A 20,368-nucleotide genomic window follows, 5' to 3' on the forward strand; every position below is an offset into this window, starting at 1 on the left:
CGAGTCAACCCAATGGACCGTGGTGTCGTCCAAGACCCGCTTCCGATACGGCCCATAGGCGCACCCGATTGGTCCGGCGGCTACAGCATCGGCGTCGTGGGGTTCTTCCGCCGGGCGTAGGAGCGGGTCAGCTCCAGGAAGGCGCAGGCGCCCGGAGTGAGGTGGGCGGACAGGCTGATCATGGCGACATGGAGATGCGCGGTGGGCTCGATCGACGCCACAGCGGCACCGCAACGGCGTGCCAGCCTGGTCCAGGAGGCGGGCAGAACGGCGATGCCGACCCCGGTCAGCACGAGGGGAAGGATGGAGGTGCGATGGTCGACCACCGTGACGATGTCGGTTCCCTCGGTGTGCGCGGTGATGTCGTCGACGATGCTGCGCATCAGGCTGCCGCGGCGGGAGGCGATCAGCTTGCGCCCGCCGAGGTCTTCCGGGCGTACGGTCGCACCGTCCTGGATGTCCCCGCCCGGACCGGCTACCACGACGAACGGCTGCTCCTCCACCGGCAGGACGTCGAGACCGGTGAGTGCCACCGGTTTGGCGGCTCCGAGGAGCCCCAACTCGCAGGCGCCGCTCCGGACGAGTTCCGTCACCTCCTCGGGTGTGAAAGCGGCCCGGCTGCTGACCGTGACGGACGGGTTCAGTTCGGCGAAGCGGTGGATCAGGCTGGTCAGCGGTTCGATCCCCGGCGACGGCATGGCCGCCACCTCCACGGTCCCACCGTGCAGACCGGACAGGGCCGCAGCCCTGTCCCGCACTGCCGCCAGATCGCGCAGCACACGCCGGCTCGGTTCGAGGAGTTCCGCTCCGGCCTCGCTGAGCACCACCCCACGGCCCATACGGTGGAACAGGGAGACGCCCAGATCGGCTTCCAGGTTCGCCATCGCCTGTGACAACGAGGGCTGCGCGACGTGGAGCGCGGCGGCGGCCTTGCTGAATCCGCCGTGCTCCACGATGGCGAGGAAGTACTCAAGCTGCCGGGCATCCATCGCGCCTCCCACCGCCACGCACCACATGCCGAAGGTGGACCCTACCGGTTGACCGACACCGCCCCCGTGTCCTCGGCCGGCTGCGCAGTCGATGCGCCGGTGCCGGTCGCGGAGCGTTCGGCACCGGCAGACGGTTCATCGCCCCGGGAGGTGGGCTCATCAACCCCGTCGGCGGGCACCCCTGCCCCGGCTGCGGGGGACTTCTTCCCCTCCGCAGCAGAATCCTTCTCCAGCGCGAGCGACTCTTCCCGGATCTCGCCGGACAGCACCTGGCGGGCTCGCATCAGGTCGAGGCCGTTCTCCCAGCGGGCGACGAACAGGGTGGCCACTGCGTTGCCGTAGAAGTTGACCAGGGCCCGGCACTCCGACATGAACTTGTCGATGCCGAAGACGAGCATGATGCCGGCGGCGGGAACGTGGCCGACGGTCGACAGGGTCGCGGTCAAGGCGATGAAGCCGCCGCCGGCGACTCCGGCCGCACCTTTGGACGTCAGCAGCATCACCGCGAGCAGGCTGAGTTGCTGGCCGACGGAGAGCGAGGTGTCGGTGGCCTGCGCGATGTAAAGGGTGGCCAGGGAGAGGTAGATCGCGGCCCCGTCGAGGTTGAAGCTGTAGCCGGTCGGCACCACCAGGCGGACCGTGGGCTTCTCCACGCCCATGAACTCCAACTTGCGCATCAGGCCCGGCAGGGCCGGCTCGGCGGTGGAGGTGCCCAGGATCAGGAAGAACTCCTCCTTGAAGTAGCGGAAGAGCTGGAAGATGTTCAGCCGCACGTACGCCGCCAGCACCGACCCGAGCCCGACCACGACGAACAGGAGGGAAGTGACGTAGAAGAGAAGGATCAGCGAGCCGAGACTGGTCAACGTCGACAGGCCGAACTTCCCGATGGCGTAGGACATCGCTCCGAAGGCTCCCAGCGGAGCCACTTTCATGACGAACGACAGCACCCTGAACACGACCGTGGTCAGGCGGTTGACACTTGCGATGATCGGCTCGCCGACCTTGCCCACCGACTTCAGCGCGATCCCGAAGATGACCGCGAGGAAGATCACCTGCAGGATGTTCCCCTCGATGAACGCACCGAAGAAACTGTTCGGCACGATGCCGGTGAGGAACTCCCACCAATGCTGGTGCTCGCCCGTCGCGATGTACTGACCGGCGTCCCCCGACACGTCCAGCCGGGAGGGGACGGCGTGCACGCCGTCGCCGAGCCGGAAGACGTTGATGGCGACCAGCCCCGTGACGAGGGCAACGATCGTGCCCAGCTGGAAGTAGGTCAATGCCTTGATGCCGGTGCGGCCGACCTTCTTCAGGTCCGCGACACCGGCGACGCCCCCGATGACGGTGAGGAAGACGATCGGCCCTATGAGCATCTTCATCGTCGCGATGAACGTCGTGCCGATCGGCTCCATAGACATGGCCAGATCCGGCCACTGCCAGCCGAGGACGATCCCGATGACGATCGCGACCAGCACCTGCACATACAACTGCCGGTACCAGGGCTTCTTCCTCACCACTGCGTCGCCTGCGGCTTCATTCGGAGCATGCGTCATTGCAACCTCCATCCAGGCACGGGTGGGCCCGCCTGCGCACTCCTCCGGACAGGAGCCACGCACCCCTTATGGGATGCCGTCCGTCCGTTGTCGGCTTCGAGGACCCGCGTACGACACCGGGTCCCGACCGGCCATCGCACCATCTACCGGCACAGTGAAGCCGGTCACAGACAAGGAGGTCCACGACCAAAAATCGATGCCCCGTATAGGCAGTGCCTATACGGAACGCTGCTTGATCGGGATGGCCACCCGGTGAGATCGCCGCCCTGGCGGAGCGGATCGTGACGGGGTGGTCAGGTCCGCGCAGATCGAGTGTCACCTCGGCCGGTACCGGTGCCGGCCGCTGGACAGAGCGTCGTCATCTCGCATCAGCGATCGAGCCTTGGCCCAAGGCGCATGGCACGTACTCGAATACTTGAGGGTCGCGGCCTGGTTCTTCTTCGCCCCTTGTGAGCCGGAGGCCGAAGGACAGGTCGGTGAACTCCCTCATCACCTGCTTGAAGGAGAGGCGGACAAAGTCGCCGGTCTGCTCGAACAACGGGCAGACGGTACGGAGTTGACCGGGCCCGCTCGACGGGCGCCCCGGTCTCCCGCCCGCCCAACTGGCCACCGCCAGTGTGTTGTATAAAACCGCGTTTCCTGCTCACTGCTGGATAGAAGGCCGCTGGGTTATCCAATGGCGGCTACATGGGCAGCGGTTCGCCAGGCGAGGGCCATGATGGTCAGGACGGGGTTGGCGCCGCCGTTGGTGACGTGAAGGCTGGCATCGGCGACGTAGATGCGGTCGGTACCCCAGACCTTGCCGTGCGGGTCGGTGGCACCGTGGCCGGGCGAGTCGGACATGCGGGCGGTGCCGGACTGATGCTGGCCACCCGACAACGCCCTGCCCCTGGCCCCGTCCGGCTGCCAGACGCGAGTGGCGCCTGAGGCACGCAGCCACTCCTGGGACTTTTCGGACAGGAAGGCGAAGGTGCGGAGGTCCTCGGGATGCTGAAGGCCTTCCAGCCGGGCAACGGGGAGTCCAAGGTCGTCGGTCACGGTGGAGGCGGTCCGGACGCGTGCGTCGCGCGTCGGAATCTCCTGGATCGGCGCCCAGACGTTGATGGTGCGCCGGTAGGTCTCGGCCGCGGCGTGGCGGGCGTCGGGGCCGGCCGGGTCGATGCCGGGGGGCAGACCCATCAGGTAGTGCAGGGCGGGGGTCTTGACGAAGTCGTGGCCGAGCAAGCCACCACCGACGATGCCGTCGTTGCCGTGGGAGAAATGCCGGGTGGCGGTGGAGGGTCCGGGGCCGAGACCGTCGTGGATGTCGGAGTCGAACAGGCCGAACGCCACAGCGTAGGTGTGGCCCTGGAGGCAGTCGCCCACCCAGTCGTTGCCGAGCCCACTGAGCTGAAGCAGCCGGGCGGTCTCGATGGCTCCGCCGGCGAGCACGATCCGTCCCGCACGGATGACGCGCGAGGTGCCGCCGGCGGCGATCTCGACGTCGCCGTTGTCGGACACCCGGGTGGCCTGCGCTTCGGTGATCAGGTGGGTGCCGAGGTCGAGGGCGCGGGGCAGGACTGTGCTGTGGGTGCCGTTGCGGGCATCGACGGGGCAGGCGAAGCCGATGCACTGGCCGCAACGGATGCAGGCCTCCCGGCCGCCTCGGGGTTCGGTGTTCAGCAGTAGCGGCACGGGGCCGGTCGGCCAGCCGAGCGCTCGGGCTCCGGCTTCGAGCACATTGGCTTCGGAGGTTGGCGGGAAAGGCGCCATCGGGTAGTCGCGCTTGCGGACCCCTTCGCCCAAGTGGGCGCGTCCGGCCACACCGACTTCCCATTCCACCTTCTCGTAGAACGGTTCCAAGTCGTCGTAGGAGATGGGCCAGTCGGCGAGCGCCGACCCCTCGGGGACGCCGTACAACGCGGCCATCCGGAAGTCGTCCGGGAGGAACCGCCATGCCTGCGCTCCGAAGAAGCGGGTGCCGCCGCCGACGGTGATCGCGTTGTGGTGGTAGCGGACGTCATCGGATTGCACAGCCGTTTCGCCGTCCTCGCCCAGCACGGCCCGAGGGTGCCCGGGCGGGGTGTCGAGGTCGCCACCGGAGAAGAACCGGTGGTTACGGACGTGGTCGATCGCCAGATCGCGGGCGCCGAACCACGAGCCGCGCTCGACCACCAGGACGGACGCTCCGCTCTCGGCCAGGACAAACGCGGCCACTGCGCCGCCTGCGCCGCTGCCGACGACGATCGCGTCGTAGTACTCGCGCAGGTCGCGCAGCACCCGTACGGGCGGGCGGGCTACCAGTGGTATCTCGACGGGCGGGCGGCCCGCGGGGTAGGGATCGAATCCGACCTCGGCCCAGGCCTTTGAGTCGGGGTCGGCGTAATAGTCGATCGGTGAACGGTCCATCGGGTCCGCCTTTCGTCAGGAGTGTGGTGCATGTGGTGCGGTGCGCCGACCGGGCAGAGTGGGAGCGCAGGTCACGGTCGTCATTGGGCCAGCCCGGCGCCGCTTGAGGATGCGGTGGAGCGTGTGCCGCCGGCCGGGATCCGGGCGCGGACGGCGTCGAGGGTCGAGGCCAGTGCGATGGTCTCGTCCAGGGTCATGACCGGGCTTTCGGTCAGGCCGTGAGCGAGGCAGCGGTGAACCTCGTCGATCTCGAACCGCAGCCCGTTGCCCTCGTAGGAGGCATCGATCCGCTCGGACCCGCCCGTGTGCGTGGTGACGGTGAGCGCCTGGGGCCAGTGCATGGGCGCCGGGATGTCGATGGTGCCGTCGCTGCCCGCGATGCGAGCGGTGCATGACATGCTCGTGCGGATCGCCGCCTTGACCACTCCCAGTCCCCCGCCGGAATGGCGGAGCACCGCTGCGACCTGCTCGTCGACACCGGTCCGGCCGATCTCGCCGTCCGCGACGACATGCACGACCGGGCCCAGCACCGACAAGCAGAGCTGAACGGGATAGATACCGAGATCGAGCAGGGCGCCGCCACCCAACTCCGGCCGGAAAAGGCGGTGCGCGGGATCCACCGGCATCCGGAACCCGAAGTCGGCCTCCACCAGGAGCGGCTCGCCGATGCGGCCGCTGTCGAGCACGTCGACCAGCGTGCGGTAGGACGGCAGGAAACGGCTCCAGATCGCCTCCATCAGGAACAACCTCCGTGCCCGGGCCTCGTGGGCCATCCGCCGGGCCTGCTCGGCGTTCAGCGCGAAGGGCTTCTCGCACATCACGTGCTTGCCGGCCGCGAGGAAGGCGACGGTGTCCTGCTCGTGCCGTGACGGCGGGGTCGCCACATAGACCACGTCGACATCCGGGTCATCGGCCATGGCGGCAGCTTCCCCATACCTGCGCGGGATCCCAAACTTGTCTGCGAATGCCTCCGCCCGTACAAGCGAGCGGGATGCCACCGCGACGATCTCGCCGCCCTCGACGGATCCCATCGCCTCGGCGAACCCGGCCGCGATGGTGCCTGGCCCCACCACACCCCAACGGATCACCGCCGTCTCCCTCCCGCCGTCGACACGATGTCCGCAGCGGCGACCAGGCGAACCCGGCCGCAGCCGGCTGGGCCCGCCAGCCGAAAGTCACCGTGATCTGGATGGTGCACGTGTTGTTCTCCGCGCCGGCGATCTGTGGCAACCGGCGCCACGCGCCTGTCCGGCCGTCGGCGGGACCGTGCCGGAGTCCGGAAGCCTTCTCCGACCAGCGCAGGCGGGCCCATGCGTCTCATGATCTGCTCCCAGCAGAAGAAGGGTCTTCCGCCATGAACTGCAGGCGCTTGGCCCGGCGTAGGCGCTGCTTCTTCGGGTCCGCGACGGGAGCCGCCATCTGCAGCTTGCGGGTGTAGGGGTGCTCGGGGTTCGTCGCGATGTCCTGTGCCTTGCCTATCTCGACGATGCGCCCCTGGTGGAGGACTGCGATGCGATCGCTGATCTCGTTCACGACGCCCAGGTCGTGGCTGATGAACAGGTACGCCACACCCGTCTCGCGCTGGAGGTCATGAAGGAGTGTGAGAACCCTGGCCTGTGTGGTCACGTCGAGGGCGCTGGTGGGTTCGTCGCAGATGATGACCGAGGGGTCGAGGGCGAGTGCCCTGGCGATGGCGATGCGCTGCCGCTGGCCGCCGGAGAACTCACGGGGATACCTTCGGCCGGAGTCGGCCGGGAGGCCGACGGCCTCCAGCAGTTCCCGTACACGCGTCCGTCCGTGGCCGGAACCGGTGGCGAGGAGGGGTTCGACCAGGATGTCCTCGACCGCCATCGACGGGTTCAGCGAGGAATACGGGTCCTGGAACACGACCTGGATGTCACGCGCGACCTTTCGCCGTCTGGCCCGCGAGATGTTGCTGATGGTCTCCCCGCGGAAGGAGACGGAGCCCGCTGTCACCGGTGCGAGCCCGAGAACAGCACGGCCGATCGTCGTCTTGCCCGATCCGGACTCGCCCACCAGGCTCAGCGTCTCCCCCGCGCTCAGCTCGAAGGAAACGCCGTCGATCACCGTGCTGCCGGTGCCCCGACGTCCGCCGTAGCGTACGACGAGCTCTTCGACCTTCAGGACCGGCTCTGCCACCTGTGTCACACCTCCGCGATCTCGACACGGCGTGCTGACGAGAGCAGTTCCTGTGTGTACTCCTCAGCGGGCGCTTCGAAGAGCACGTCCACCTCGCTGCGCTCCACAATCAATCCGTCCTTCATCACGCTGACCGTGTCGCAGAGGTCCGCCACGACGCCGAGATTGTGGGTCACCAGAATCATCGCGAGTCCGCGCTCGTCGCGCAGCTCGCGCAGCAGTTCCAGCACCTCGGCCTGCACGGTTACGTCCAGGGCGGTCGTCGGCTCGTCGGCGACGATCAGCTCCGGGTCGGAGGCGACCGCGCCGCAGATGAGTACGCGCTGTGCCATGCCGCCGGAGATCTGGTGCGGGTACTGCCGGAAGACCCGCTCGGGGTCCTTGATCCCGACCCGCGCGAGCAGGGCGAGCAACTCTCGCTCGGCTTCGCGCTTCGTCATCTTCTTCACCGCGCGCAGCCCGTGGACAAGCTGCGCGCCGATCGTGAAGCAGGGGTCGAGGTTCGACATCGGCTCCTGCGGCACGTACGCGATGCGCCGGCCACGCGCCTGGCGCATGTGGTCCTCGCTCGCCAAGAGGTCCTCTCCGTCCAGCAGGATGCTTCCGCCGAGGATGACCGCCTCGCGGGGCAGGATGCCCAGCGTCGAGAAGGCGATCTGCGACTTGCCCGACCCGGACTCGCCCACCAGACCGTGGATCTCGCCGCGCCGTACGGCCAGATCGACGCCGTGGACCACCTCCCGCACACCGTCGTCACCATCTGGGTACGCGATGCGCAGGCCCCGGATCGACAGCACCGCATCCGCTTCGGGTGCCGACCGTTTCCCTGCTTCCGGCCCGGCTGACCCACGCGCCTGCCCGATCACCTCCCTGAGTTGGCGGGACGACAGAGTCTTGCTGTGCTGGGACGACTGAAGCACGTCGCGAAGGGCGTTACCGAGCAATACGAGCGCCAGGACTGTCAGGCTGATGAGGAGGGCCGGCCACAGGACGCCAGCCTTGTTGTTGTAGAGGTTGCCGAAGGATTCCTGCAACACACCGCCCCAGGACGCTTTGTCGGGATCGCTGAGACCGAGGAAGCCCACGCCGGCATCGATGCCGATGCCCGCGGCGAGGACGAACGAGCTGTGGATGACAACTGGTGCACGAACCGCCCAGAGCACGTGCCGGCCGACGATCCGTAGGTCGGACAGGCCGACCACCTTCGCCGCGTCGACGTAGAGCTCACCTCGGACGCCGACCACGACGGACCTGACGAGTCGGAAGTACGACGGTGCGATGAGGAAGCCGAACACGGTCATGGCGGCCACGATGTTGGGGCCGGTCCTGGCATAGAGCGCGATGAGCAGCACGATCCCGGGCATCGACATGATGGCGTCGGAGAGCCAGTTGGAGATGGCTTCGAACTTGCCCCGGTAGAAGCCGGCGACGAGGCCGCTGGTCACGCCGAGCACGACCGAGACGGCCAGGACGACCACACAGGCCAGCAGCGTCTGCCGGGTGCCCCACATCAGCCTCGACAGGATGTCCCGGCCCGATGCGTCGCCGCCCAGGAGATGACCTGCCGAGAACGGGGGTGCGTTCACCGCTCCGAGTTCCGCGACGTTGGGGGACACCGGTGCCAGCCAAGGGCTGGACAGCCCCAGGAAGATGACGAAGAGCAGGAAGGCCAGGCAGCCGACGCCGAGAGGATCGGACACGATCCGGCGGAGGACGGATCGATCCTTCGCGGTTGGCTCGATCAGCGGGTCGAGTGGCTGCACGGGCTCGGGCACACTCATCGTGTCCTCGCTTTCGGATTGAGCGCCGCATTCGCCAGGTCGGCCAACACGTTGACGACGAGCACGATGACGATGGTCACCAGGACTGCTCCCATCACCACCGGGACGTCGCCCTGCTGGGCAGCGGTGTTGCTCAGCTCGCCCAGGCCAGGGAGGGCGAAGACCTGCTCGATGAAGATGGCGCCGCCGACAAGGGCGATCGTCTGCAGGTTCAGGGCGGTGAGACCGGGGCCGGCCGCATTGCGCAGCACATGGCGGAAGACAACCCGGGACTCGCTGATTCCGCGTGCCCGCAGCGTGCGGACGAAGTCCCGGGAGAGCGTGTCCATGACCGCCCCCCGGAACTGCGACGCCGCGCTGGCGATCGACCCGGCAAGCAGCGCGAGCACCGGAAGCGTTATCGACTTGAGCCAGCCCGTCATGCTCTGGTCCGGGGACACGTATCCGGTCGCCGGGAAGAACCGAACCGAGACGGCGAACGCGAGGACCAGCCCAATCGCGACGATGAACGGCGGGACCGCCGCACCCAGGACGGCCAGGAACTGGACCACCCGGTCGAGCCACCCTCCACGGACGGCGGCCACGATGCCGAGCAGGACGCTCACCACAGCCGTCAGGACCAGTGCCAGGACGATCAGCGCGAGCGTCACAGGCACGCGCGACGACAGCGTGGACGTCACGGACTGCCCCGTGAAGAACGAGTCGCCAAGATTGCCCGTGACCACCCCTTTGAGCCAGTCCCCGTACTGCACGAGCAGCGGCCGGTCGAGTCCCAGCCGGACCATCTCCGCATGAACGTCGGACTCGGTGGCCTTCGTCCCCAGGACCGCCCGCGCGATCCCCGGCCCGTTTCCGAACATCAGCACAAAGGTCGCGAAGCTGACGACGAGCAGCACAGCCAGCGTCCGGACCAGCTTTTTCATCACAGAACCGAACACCTGCGGCTCCAATCGCTCATCCCGGTCGGTTACTTGAAGTCCCGCAGAAGTGGGTTGAGGGCGTTGAGATCACTCATCGTGGGAACGCTGACCTTCGAGCTGTAGGCGTAGAAGCCGTCCGGGTACACCATCGGAACAAACCAGGCCTGGTCGGTGATGTAGCGGTTGATGTCCTGCTGGGCGTCGGCCGACTCCTGGCCGGAGCTGGTCAGGACCTTGGCATAGAGCTTCGTCACCGTCGGATCCGACTGGTGCTCGACGTTCCAGATGCCGTCCGGCAGCACGTAGTCGGCGATGTCCTGAAGCGACTCACCATAGTTACCGAGCTGCCACAGAGGCATGGGGTACTTGCCACTGAGCAGTTCGCTGATGGCGTTCGGACCGGACAGCGTCACCTGCTTGACCTTGATGTTGAGCAGCCCCAACTGCTGCTTCACGACGGGAATCAGCGTCTCGAGGTTCTGGCCCTGCATGAAGGGGATCTCGATGGTGAAACCCTTCGCATAACCCGCCCCGGCCATCAGGTCCTTGGCCTTCTGGATGTTGTAAGCGTAGGGATCCTTGAGGTTCTTGATGTAGGCCGCGCTTCCCGGCCGGAAGATCTGGGCTGCCGGGGTGGCCAACCCTCGGTACAGGTCCTTCGCCATGGCTTCCTTGTCGAACACCATGTTCATGGCGCGACGGACGTCCAGGTTCCCAAGGGCCGGGATCTTCTTGCCCTGGTGATCCGTCACGAGCAGCCGGGTGGTGGTGCCGTGCAGCGTCAGGATCTTGAGCCCGGATGCCTTGGCCTCGTTGTACGTCGCCTGCGTGATGAGGGAGCCGTCGATCTGCCCGGTCTTCAGGGCGTTGAGAGCAGCCGTCTCGCTGGTGATCTTCTTGATGACGAGCTTCTTGTACGGGTAGGCCTTGGCGTTCCAGTACGAGTCGTTCTTGACGAAGCTGTACACCGAGCCGCTGGTGGTCGCCGACTTGTCCAATGTGTACGGGCCAGAGCCGACGGGCGCCTTGTTCACCTGTCCCGAGGCCAGGTATTTCGGGCTCGCCAGCTTCGCCTCGCACATGCGCAGGATGAGCGTCGGGTTCGGTTTCGGAAGGGTGATCGCCACCGTCCTGGCGTCCGGAGTGGCAACCTTCATCGCTGCGAAGCGGGCGGCTTGGCCGCCATGCTTCCCGATGTATCCGATGGAGGCCTTGACGGCCGCAGAGTCGACCGGTGTCCCGTCCGAGAACTTCATACCGGAACGCAGGTGAAACGTGACACCGGTGTTGTCCTTCTTGAACGTCCAGTTCTCGGCAGCGTCCGGGTGGGGCTTGCCCTGGGCGTCGCACTGGATCAGGGACTGATACACCGCCTCGCCCGTCCAGCCCTGATAGCCGGGCTGGTTCGACGGGTCCCAGCCCTGGATGTCGGCGGACATTCCGAGAGTGAGCGTGCCCTTCTTCCCTCCCGCACCACCCGATCCGGAGTCCGTGCTGGTGCATGCGCTCAGCGCCGCCAGGGTGGTCATGGTCGTCGCCATGGTCAGTGCTACGAAAGTAGGTCTTGTGGTGCGCCGCATGGTTGGCTCCTTCGGACGCGAGAGAGGCTCGGCCTGGGGTGTCCGCAGGCCGCAGCGGAAGCGTCCCGCGCCCAACCGAAAGGGGCGCGTACCGGACGAAAATGCTCTCTGGAACGTTTCAAATGGAGGCTAGGTAGCAGGCAGGGATGCGTCAAGGGACGGCGCTGTGATTGCGGGGTAACATTTCCGCAACGCCCTCGTAGTGCACTCTTCAAATGGCCACGTCACAGCACCTCTCACCTGGTGCTCTCCGCCAAAGGCGCACCTTCATCCGCACATCGACGATCGACCGACCAGTCGATGCGAGGTACGCGCGGCCCTGTCGACTCAAGTCAGAAATAGATCGTTCCACGGAACGTCGAAGTGCAGACGGTGCTCGAAAACGGTCTGCCTTCAGGGCTATCGGCGGGCGGAATTGCGCGACGGGGCCGCGCTCGTGCCACGCGGCATCAGCCGTGGTGAGACGACGTAGTGCACGGGCTGGGTCCGGCCGTTCAGGCGTTCCAACAGAAGTCGCGCGCTCATCTGGCCCGTGAGGTGGCCGGACTGATCGACCGTCGTGAGGGAGACGCGGCCGATCGTCGAGGCGTAGACGTTGTCGTATCCGGCGATGGTGATGTCCTGCGGCACCCTCAAGCCGCGCTCCTCCACTGCACGCAGGGCACCGAACGCGGCGATGTCCGCGCCGGCGAAGACGGCCGTCGGCGGTGTCGGCCTGTCGAGGGCTTCCTTGACGGCCTGGTACCCGCCTGCTTCCGAGTAGGAGGTCTCGATGACGTCGGGCTCAAGACCATGCCGTTTCATGGCGCTGACGTAGCCGTCACATCGCGCGGTGTGGGACAGGACGAAGGGCCTCTTCAAACGTCCCGCCGGATGGCTTGTGTGCAGGATGCGCTTGTGGCCCAGTGCCACAAGGTGATCAACCATGAGACGCGCGCCGCCCTGGTCGTCATCCACGATCGTGTCGTAGTGGGCGGAGCCGCCGTGCCGGGCGATCACCAGGGTCGGCACTCCCGACCCGAGTTTCTCCAGCCACGAGGTGGCCATCGTCGGCGCGATGACGATGAGCCCGTCCACCTGCCGGTCGGAGAGCGCTTCGATGCTCTTTTGCTGGCGCTCGGTGGAGAGGCCTCCGGCGACGAAGATCTCCTGATACGAACTCGGCTCCAGTTCGTCGGCAATGCCCTCCGCGATCTCTGTTTGGAAGGGTGCGGAGAACTCGGTGAGCATGACGCCGATGGTGTAGGAGCGTCCTCGCATCGCTCGGGCGCCGGCCTGTGGCCGGTAGCCCAGCTTCTTGATCGCCGCGGAGACCTTGGCCTTCATCTGAGGACGGACACCAGGGGCGTCGCGAATCACGTTGGAGACAGTGGAAACCGAGACCTGCGCCTCCCGTGCGACGTCCTGGATCGTTGCACGGCGAGCATTGGGAGACTTTGACGCGCCGGTGGCGACACCAACGCCCCGCGACCTCGTCCCATCACCCGAAACACGCACGTCGTCCGGCAATTCAGGCCTATCAGCATCGTTTCCCACGCACGCCATGCTACAGCGCAGCTCCGGACCATCATTCGCCGATCACGGTTTCCTGAGCTCCGACATCTTCCGAAGCCCATCCGTTCGTGGAACGATGCAAAGCGCTGTAGGCCCCAGCGACGCGGCTCCTTCCGGGAGCCTGCAAGGTGTTTCTACGCGGCAACGCGGACGCACCGTCTCGGGCCCGGCCTCATGTGCTGAAAAGTCTGGAGACTCGCATGGCAGTGGCTGCCGCCCCCACCGCGCCCCGGTTCGAACACCGCACCGACGCTTCCCCCGTGCTTGGCATGGGCGCCTGTACACCCCGTTTGTCGTGGACCGTTGCGCAAGCGGACGAGGGCTACGAGCAGACGGCGTACGAGGTCGAGGTCACGCGGGACGGGAACTGCGAGAGGTACCAGGTGGACAGCAACGAGCAGGTGCTCGTGCCCTGGCCGGCCGAGCCGCTCGCATCCCGGGAGTCCGCCGAGGTACGGGTCCGCGTCGCGCACAAGGAGGAGTGGAGCGAGTGGGGCCAGCCAGCCGTCGTGGAGGCCGGTCTGCTCGACGTCTCCGACTGGACCGCGGCCTTCGTGAGCCCGACCGGCGTCGGGGATCTGCACTCACCCGCTCCAGTGCTGAGCGGCTTGTTGGAGGTACCGAGTGAAGTGGTCAAGGCACGGCTCTACGCCACCGCCCACGGTCTGTATGTCGCCACGCTCAACGGGCGCCGAGTCGGCGACCTCGTCCTGACACCGGGTTGGACCGCCTACCAGAACCGGCTGCGCTACCAGACGTACGACGTCACGGACCTGGTCCACAAGGGGCGCAACTCGCTGGATGTCCTGCTGGGCAACGGCTGGTACCGGGGCCGGCTCGGCTTCAACGGCGAACGGGCGCTTTACGGGGACCGGTTGGCGCTGCTGGCGCAGTTGGAGGTCACAACCGCCGACGGCCAGGTGCACATCCTCGCCACGGACGGCTCGTGGACCGCGCGCGAGAGCGAAGTCCTCGCCGACGACCTCTACGACGGCCAGCGCACCGACCTACGACGACGTGGCACGGGACGGCGGCCGGCCACGGGCGGAGTCGAGGTGGTCGCGGCCGACTTCAACAGGCTCGTCGCCCCGACAGGGCCTCCCGTCCGCGCCGGCCGGCTGTTGGCGCCCGAGCGCGTGTGGACCTCACCGTCGGGCCGGACCCTGGTCGACTTCGGCCAGGTCGCGGTCGGCTGGGTGCGATTGCGGGTTCGCGGCCTGGCGCCGGGCAGCGAAGTCGTCGTACGGCACGCGGAGGTCCTGGAGAACGGGGAACTCGGCACCCGTCCACTGCGCACGGCTCAGGCGACCGACAGCTACCTAGTGGCAGGCGGGGGTGAGGAGGAGCTCGAACCGTCCCTCACGTTCCACGGCTTCCGTTACGCAGAGGTCTCGGGCGTAGCAGGTGGCCTGCGCGGTGAGGACATCGAGGCGGTGGTGATCGGCTCGGATCTGCGGCGTACGGGCTGGTTCACCTCATCTCACGAACTCCTCAACAGGTTCCACGAGAACGTGGTCCGCAGCATGCACGGCAACTTCGTCGACGTGCCCACTGACTGCCCGCAGCGGGACGAGCGGCTCGGCTGGACCGGCGACATCCAGGTGTTCGCGCCGACTGCGACCTTCCTTTTCGACACCGCGGGCTTCCTCGACTCGTGGCTGGCCGACCTTGCGGCCGAACAGAATGGCGACGGCTCGGTCCCGTTCGTGGTGCCGGACGTGCTGCACACTCCGTCCCCGACCGCGGCCGCCTGGGGCGACGCTGCGACCGTCGTGCCGTGGGTCCTGTACCAACGCACCGGGGACCAGAGTCTCTTGGAGCGACAGTTGCCGAGCATGCGCAGCTGGGTGGATCGGCTAACCGAACTCGCCGGCCCCGACCGTCTGTGGACGGGCGGCTTCCAGTTCGGCGACTGGCTGGACCCGAACGCACCGCCGGAAGACCCTGCTCGGGCAAAGGCCGACCCTGACGTCGTCGCCACCGCGCATCTGGCCCGCTCGGCCGAGATCGTGGCCGCGACGGCCCGTGTACTGGGCCGATGCCAGGAAGCGGACCACTACCACGCCCTGGCGACCGAGGTCCGGGAGGCGTTCGCCCGCGCCTTCGTCACGCCCGCCGGACGCGTCCTCTCCGACGCGCAGACCGTCTATGCCCTGGCCATCGAGTGGGCACTGCTGCCCGGCGAGAAACAGCGCGCGGAGGCCGGCCGACGGCTGGCGGACCTCGTACGCGCCAGCGGATTCCGGATCAGCACCGGATTCGTGGGCACCCCGCTGGTGACCGACGCGCTGGCCTCGACCGGACACAGCGACGTCGCCTACCGCCTGCTTCTGCAGACGGGCTGTCCCTCGTGGCTCTACCCGGTGACCATGGGGGCGACCACGGTCTGGGAACGCTGGGACAGCATGCTCCCCGACGGCAGCATCAATCCCGGCGAGATGACCTCCTTCAACCACTACGCGCTCGGTGCGGTGGCGGACTGGCTGCACCGCCGAGTCGCCGGCCTCGCACCGGCCGCACCCGGCTACCGCGAGATCCTCGTCCGTCCCCTGCCGTCCGCCGCACTCACCTCCGCGTCGGCCCGGCACCTCACCCCCTACGGCGAGGCCCGCGTCGCCTGGGCACGCGCCGACGGGCAGTTCCGACTGGACGTACACGTTCCGGTCGGGGTCACGGCTCACGTGCAGCTGCCCGGTGCCACCACGCCGGAGAAGGTCGAGCACGGCGACCACCACTGGAAGACCGCCGATCCGGTCCAACTCCCCTCTGCCTCAGGCGAGTTCGCCACCATCCGCGATGTGCTCGACGACCCGATCACATGGTCCGCGGTCGTGGCCGCCGCCACGGACGGCGGCATCGCACCAGCCGGCGAGGCCCAAGCCGCCGGACGACTTGGAGCGCACCTGGACGCACCCGCCGCCAACCTTGTGCGGGCGCTCGAAGCAGATGAGTTCTCTCCCTACTCGACATCCTTCCGACACCAAGTGGACGCGATCCTCTCTCGGCCTGAGCCCGAAGCGCAGAACGCAGTGCCACAGCAGTAAGGCAGCAGGTCACGCCAGGCAGGCCGATCGACAGAGCCGGATTCTTCAGCGCTCTCCCGCATGCCTTCGCCGTCACCAGACCGCTGCCCAAGAGCCGCACCATCCAAGAGCAACCTAGGAGCAATGACGCCCCATGAGCTCACCCGACAATTCCCACCAGGACCCGACACCCGAAGCCCTTCCACGAAGGGCGTTCATCCGTGGGGGTGCTCTCTCCGTCGCCGCCCTCGTCGCCGCGGGCGAACTCGGCGGATTCCAGGCGCTGGCCTCGGTTCCGACCACCCATGCGTCGCCGCTGAACGCGGCGAGAGTGCCAGAGGCGGCATACGTCCGCGCCTGGGGCCTCGCACCGGACGGCCCCTGCGAGGCTGCAGCCGATCCCGAGTGCCACACCGGGCAGCCCACGGGCCTGCGCGGACTCGCCGGCGGCATGAGCGTGCCCGGTCTGGGCATCCCGCTCGGTGGCGTGGGCGCCGGATCGTTCCAGTACAACCTGTTCGGGACCTTCGGGCCGTGGAACATGGGTGGTTCGCAGTCATCGAACTGGTGGGAGATGCGCACACTCCCCCAGGCGGCGTTCCACATCCGTGAGCAGGTCGCGGGTGCCACGGGCGCCCCGACCGTCAAAACCCTCGCCACCCGGCACGACAACATTGCCCCGCAGCGCGACTTCGCCGGAGTCCTGCCCGGCTGGAACCAACTGGCCCCCGGTGACGGCACCTACGCCGCGCTCTACCCGTTCGGCTGGACCACCTACAGCGCGTTCCAGTCACAGGTGTCCATGCGGTTCTGGTCGCCGATCGTGGCCCGCGAGGACGAGCGCACCTCGATGCCGGTGGCCTTCTTCGACGTGGAACTGGCGAACCCCACCACAAAGGTGATCGACCTCTCGGTGATGTTCACCTTCCCGAACGCCACTCCCCATGACACGGGCACGACGCGCACCGGCTTCTACAGCCGGTTCGACACCGACGCCCGGTCGGGCGTCGCCGGTGTGACGCTGGGCTCCGACCACCCGACGAACACGCCCGACGCCTACAAGTCCGAGTGGACGATCGCCGCCCTGCCCGCCTCGGGCCAGAAACTCACGTACGCCACCTCGTGGGACGGGGCGGGCGACGGCGGCGACATCTACGGGCCGTTCTCCTCCACCGGCAAGCTGCCCAACAAAGCGCTGGACAACTCGAACTCGGCAGGCGCCGTCACCGTGAGCGCGCAGTTGCGGCCGGGCCAGAAGACAACCGTCCGCTACGCCCTGTCCTGGGATTTCCCACAGGTGTACTACGACGCCGCGCCCGAGGGTCGGGCAGTCTGGATGCGCCGGTACACCGAGTTCCTCGGCGCCGCATCGACGGCCTCCAACGACTACGTCCCGAACTCATATCCGTTCAAGCAGGCCTTCGCCATCGCCCAGCGCGAGTTGGCGCGGCACGACGACTCCCTCACGGCTGTCGAGGCGTGGTGGAAGCCGATCGCCGAGAACAAGAAGTACCCGGTGTGGTTGCGGAAGGCGGCCCTGAACGAGCTGTTCGGGATGGTCTTCGATGCCTCGTTCTGGGAGGCCGGCCTGGTCAGCAGCACCGTCACTCCGGCCCCCGGCGGTCCACGTCTGGGCGCGGAGATCCCCGGAACCCACCTCTTCTACACGATCGACGCCGGCAGCGGCGGTGCTCCGGCCAACGAGATGGACGTCGACAGCTTCGGTTACCTGCTGTACACGAAGCTGTTCCCCAACATCGAACTCGGTCGCCTACGCGGCTGGCTACAGCTGACCAAGCAGGACAAGTGGGGGCGCGTCCCGCAGCAGATCATGTTCGACACCGGCCCCTTCATCACTGCCACGGGTGCCAACCAGGGCGCCCCCTCGGCAACGTCCGAACCCGTCTTCGGCGCACCGCCAGCCGGCACCGACGACCTCGGCGCACTCTTCGATCCCGCGGGCGGCGACGCGTTCCGGGACTGCTTCCACAAGCTCATCTACCGGGTGTACGCGCTGTACCAAGAGACAGACGACAAGAGCCTGTTGGCCTACGGCTACCCCCAGATGCTGCGGACGCTCAAGCACTCGCAGTTCTTCCGCCCGCCCGGCTCCCACCTACCAGCGGATCCGCCGTCGAACAATCCGGCCAACACCTACGACCAATTGCTGGTCAACGGCCACGGCATCTACAACTGCCAGCTGTACCTCCTGTCGCTCCAAATCCTCTCGACGCTCACGCCCACGGCCAGGACCCTCGGAATACCCGAAGCCACGGCCTCGGTCCAGAAGGAGATCGACACCGAACTGGCGGCGGCGAAAGCGGAGTTCGAAAGGATCTTCTGGAACCCCGGGACCGGGCGCTATCGCTTCTCCGACGGTACCGGCGGGATCGATGGACGGACGGGCAACATCTTCGGCATCAAGAAGCCGGTGTTGCCCACGGACGCCGTCTTCCTGGACGCGTTCTACGCCCAGGGCATCGCTTCCCAGCTCGGCCTGCCGAATCTGATCAATCTGCAACGCGCCCGGACGCACTGGCACAACACCCTGGATGCCTTCCTGGCGCCCAAGGACTCAGACGGCATCCCCACAGGACCACCCATCATTCTGGACGAGAACCTGAAGCACTACCCGATGGACTACATCCAGCCTCCCGGCGGCTTCGTCCCTGAGATCGCCGACGTGTGGCCCGGCACCACCTGGATGGCGACGGCGGCCGCCGTCCACATCGGCCGCGCGACCGGCGACAGGAAACTCATCACCAAGGCCCTGAAGATGAGTGAAGCCGTGGCGAACCGGATCTACGACGACGGTGCCACGACCAAGGGCCATGCCTTCGCCACGCCAGAATCCTGGTTCGTGGACGACGTGAACATCTCCCGCTACGCGGCATACGCCCGAGCCCGGTCTGTCTGGCAGCTCGTCGACGCACTCGACCCCATCCCGCGCAGCCCGAAGTCGTCCCGACCCGGACAAGACTGAGGCCGCGGGAAAACGGACCGAGCCGGAGCGATCGCGCATGTCCGTGCAGCAAAGCACCACGTCCTCGTCGAAGGGCGAGGCTCCGCTCCCGCTCGCGGTGACACCAACCGGTGGTAACCGCCGGAGACGTCACGCAGTTGCTCCCTCCGCTCGACAAAATCGCCGCCGTGGCCGGAGTCGTCGGCCGACCACGGCGGCGATGGGACGCGTTGTTGGCAGACCGCGACCACGACACCTACCGGATACCGCCCGCTGATCGAGAGCCTGCTGCCGACCTGCCTCCCGGCCAACAGGCCCTGTCCACAGCCGACTCCCTCGCAGCCGCCCGCCCACCACACCGAAAGAGGAACCATCCGTGAGTACAGCGCCACACTCGTCGATTCGCCCGGGCCAGTTCTGGTACGACACGACCGGCCACCGCATCCAGGCGCACGGCGGGTCGATCACGTACGTCGACGGAACGTTCTACTGGTACGGAGAGAACAAGGAGAAGACGAAACCCGGAAGCGGCATCTGGCACTGGGGAATCCGCTGCTACGCCTCCACCGACCTCTACAACTGGGAGGACCGGGGACTCATCATCCCGCCCGAGCCGGGCGACCCGAAGTCTCCTCTCCACCCGGCCCAGCAGGTCGACCGGCCCCACATCATCTACAACGCCGCGACCAAGCAGTACGTGTGCTGGATCAAGATCATGGGTGAGGGACACACACAAGAGAGCACCGTCCTCGTCGCCGACGACTTCCTCGGCCCCTACCGTGTCGTCCGCACGGGGCTCCGCCCCCTCGGGATGAACGCCGGCGACTTCGACCTCGCCGTCCATCCCGACGACGGCAAGGCGTACTACTACTTCGAGCGCGTACACAGTGAGCTGATCTGCGCCGACCTGACCGAGGACTACACCGACGTCACCGGCTACTACTCGACCCACTTCCCGCACCCGCACCCACCGTACGTCCGTGAGGCGCCGGCCTACTTCACGCGCAACGGACTGCACTACCTGATCACTTCGGGCACAACCGGCTACGCCCCCAACCGGTCGGAGGTTGCCGTCGCGCGGACCTTCCACGGCCCGTGGACCGTGCTGGGCGACCCACACCCCCACGATGCCTCCGGGACCTCGTACCGCTCCCAGATCAGCTCGGTGTTCAAGCATCCGCACAAGAAGGACCTCTACATCGCCCTGGCCGACAGGTGGCTGCCCCACCTGGCACCCGAGCTGGCCGAGCCGATCCAGGAAGAAATGCGCAGGCGCTTCTCCGGCGATGAGCCGGAGGATGCCTCCGACACCCCTGTCGCACTCCCCCCGGAACTGCTCGACCCCGACACGTCGATCGCGGACTATGTCTGGCTGCCCCTCCGCTTCGAAGGAGAGACGGCCTTCGTGGACTGGCACGACGAATGGCGGATCGAGGACTACGACTGACTGACACCTCA

General features: G+C 67.3%; 13 protein-coding genes. 3 read left to right on the plus strand and 10 right to left on the minus strand.

Annotation, left to right across the window (positions count from 1 at the left end; genetic code table 11):
- Positions 1–80: 80 nt before the first annotated feature.
- The 10 genes from OG226_RS12495 to OG226_RS12540 all read right to left on the minus strand — a co-directional run bounded on the left by OG226_RS12495 (position 81) and on the right by OG226_RS12540 (position 12,907).
- The gene (locus OG226_RS12495; RefSeq protein WP_329348978.1) at positions 81–989 is read right to left on the minus strand and encodes a LysR family transcriptional regulator; all 909 of its coding nucleotides are present in this window, start codon (positions 987–989) and stop codon (positions 81–83) included.
- A gap of 41 nt (positions 990–1,030) precedes the next feature.
- Entirely contained in the window at positions 1,031–2,542 is a 1,512-nt protein-coding gene (dctA, locus tag OG226_RS12500) for a C4-dicarboxylate transporter DctA (RefSeq protein WP_329348979.1), read from the minus strand.
- Positions 2,543–2,900: 358 nt separating this feature from the next.
- Positions 2,901–3,080 carry a hypothetical protein gene (locus tag OG226_RS12505; protein WP_329348980.1) on the minus strand — a complete coding sequence of 60 codons (180 nt, stop codon included), beginning with the start codon at positions 3,078–3,080 and terminating at the stop codon, positions 2,901–2,903.
- A 131-nt stretch (positions 3,081–3,211) separates the two neighbouring features.
- Positions 3,212–4,930, minus strand: coding sequence for a GMC family oxidoreductase (locus tag OG226_RS12510; RefSeq protein ID WP_329348981.1), 1,719 nt, complete (start codon positions 4,928–4,930; stop codon positions 3,212–3,214).
- An 80-nt stretch (positions 4,931–5,010) separates the two neighbouring features.
- Complete coding sequence (locus OG226_RS12515; RefSeq protein WP_329348982.1) at positions 5,011–6,018, minus strand: Gfo/Idh/MocA family protein; 1,008 nt, start codon at positions 6,016–6,018, stop codon at positions 5,011–5,013.
- A 229-nt stretch (positions 6,019–6,247) separates the two neighbouring features.
- Positions 6,248–7,090, minus strand: a complete 843-nt coding sequence (locus OG226_RS12520) for an ATP-binding cassette domain-containing protein (protein ID WP_329348983.1) — start codon at positions 7,088–7,090, stop codon at positions 6,248–6,250.
- A gap of 5 nt (positions 7,091–7,095) precedes the next feature.
- A complete protein-coding gene (locus OG226_RS12525) occupies positions 7,096–8,871 on the minus strand; it encodes a dipeptide/oligopeptide/nickel ABC transporter permease/ATP-binding protein (protein ID WP_329348984.1) in 1,776 nt (591 codons plus the stop codon).
- Positions 8,868–9,794, minus strand: a complete 927-nt coding sequence (locus OG226_RS12530; protein WP_329348985.1) for an ABC transporter permease — start codon at positions 9,792–9,794, stop codon at positions 8,868–8,870. Before OG226_RS12530 ends, OG226_RS12525 begins: the two co-directional genes overlap by 4 nt.
- Positions 9,795–9,838: 44 nt before the next feature.
- The gene (locus tag OG226_RS12535; RefSeq protein ID WP_329348986.1) at positions 9,839–11,371 is read right to left on the minus strand and encodes an ABC transporter substrate-binding protein; all 1,533 of its coding nucleotides are present in this window, start codon (positions 11,369–11,371) and stop codon (positions 9,839–9,841) included.
- Between the two features lie 399 nt (positions 11,372–11,770).
- Positions 11,771–12,907: a LacI family DNA-binding transcriptional regulator gene (locus OG226_RS12540; RefSeq protein WP_329348987.1), complete on the minus strand. Its 1,137-nt coding sequence runs from the start codon at positions 12,905–12,907 to the stop codon at positions 11,771–11,773.
- 218 nt (positions 12,908–13,125) lie between these two features.
- Here OG226_RS12540 and OG226_RS12545 point away from each other — a divergent pair, with 218 nt between their 5' ends.
- The 3 genes from OG226_RS12545 to OG226_RS12560 all read left to right on the plus strand — a co-directional run bounded on the left by OG226_RS12545 (position 13,126) and on the right by OG226_RS12560 (position 20,357).
- A complete protein-coding gene (locus tag OG226_RS12545; protein WP_329348988.1) occupies positions 13,126–15,969 on the plus strand; it encodes a family 78 glycoside hydrolase catalytic domain in 2,844 nt (947 codons plus the stop codon).
- A gap of 133 nt (positions 15,970–16,102) precedes the next feature.
- Complete coding sequence (locus OG226_RS12550) at positions 16,103–18,931, plus strand: GH116 family glycosyl-hydrolase (protein WP_329348989.1); 2,829 nt, start codon at positions 16,103–16,105, stop codon at positions 18,929–18,931.
- 355 nt (positions 18,932–19,286) lie between these two features.
- Positions 19,287–20,357, plus strand: a complete 1,071-nt coding sequence (locus OG226_RS12560) for a family 43 glycosylhydrolase (protein ID WP_329348990.1) — start codon at positions 19,287–19,289, stop codon at positions 20,355–20,357.
- Positions 20,358–20,368: the final 11 nt, after the last annotated feature.

Source organism: Streptomyces sp. NBC_01261 (assembly GCF_036226385.1).
Classification (GTDB): domain Bacteria; phylum Actinomycetota; class Actinomycetes; order Streptomycetales; family Streptomycetaceae; genus Streptomyces.

What these genes read in the sequence shown, in the direction of transcription:
- OG226_RS12495 (WP_329348978.1), bottom strand. Translation starts at nt 989, where the DNA reads ATGGATGCCCGGCAGCTTGAGTACTTCCTCGCCATCGTGGAGCACGGC.
- dctA (WP_329348979.1), bottom strand. Translation starts at nt 2,542, where the DNA reads ATGACGCATGCTCCGAATGAAGCCGCAGGCGACGCAGTGGTGAGGAAG.
- OG226_RS12510 (WP_329348981.1), bottom strand. Translation starts at nt 4,930, where the DNA reads ATGGACCGTTCACCGATCGACTATTACGCCGACCCCGACTCAAAGGCC.
- OG226_RS12525 (WP_329348984.1), bottom strand. Translation starts at nt 8,871, where the DNA reads ATGAGTGTGCCCGAGCCCGTGCAGCCACTCGACCCGCTGATCGAGCCA.
- OG226_RS12530 (WP_329348985.1), bottom strand. Translation starts at nt 9,794, where the DNA reads ATGAAAAAGCTGGTCCGGACGCTGGCTGTGCTGCTCGTCGTCAGCTTC.
- OG226_RS12535 (WP_329348986.1), bottom strand. Translation starts at nt 11,371, where the DNA reads ATGCGGCGCACCACAAGACCTACTTTCGTAGCACTGACCATGGCGACG.
- OG226_RS12545 (WP_329348988.1), top strand. Translation starts at nt 13,126, where the DNA reads ATGGCAGTGGCTGCCGCCCCCACCGCGCCCCGGTTCGAACACCGCACC.
- OG226_RS12550 (WP_329348989.1), top strand. Translation starts at nt 16,103, where the DNA reads ATGAGCTCACCCGACAATTCCCACCAGGACCCGACACCCGAAGCCCTT.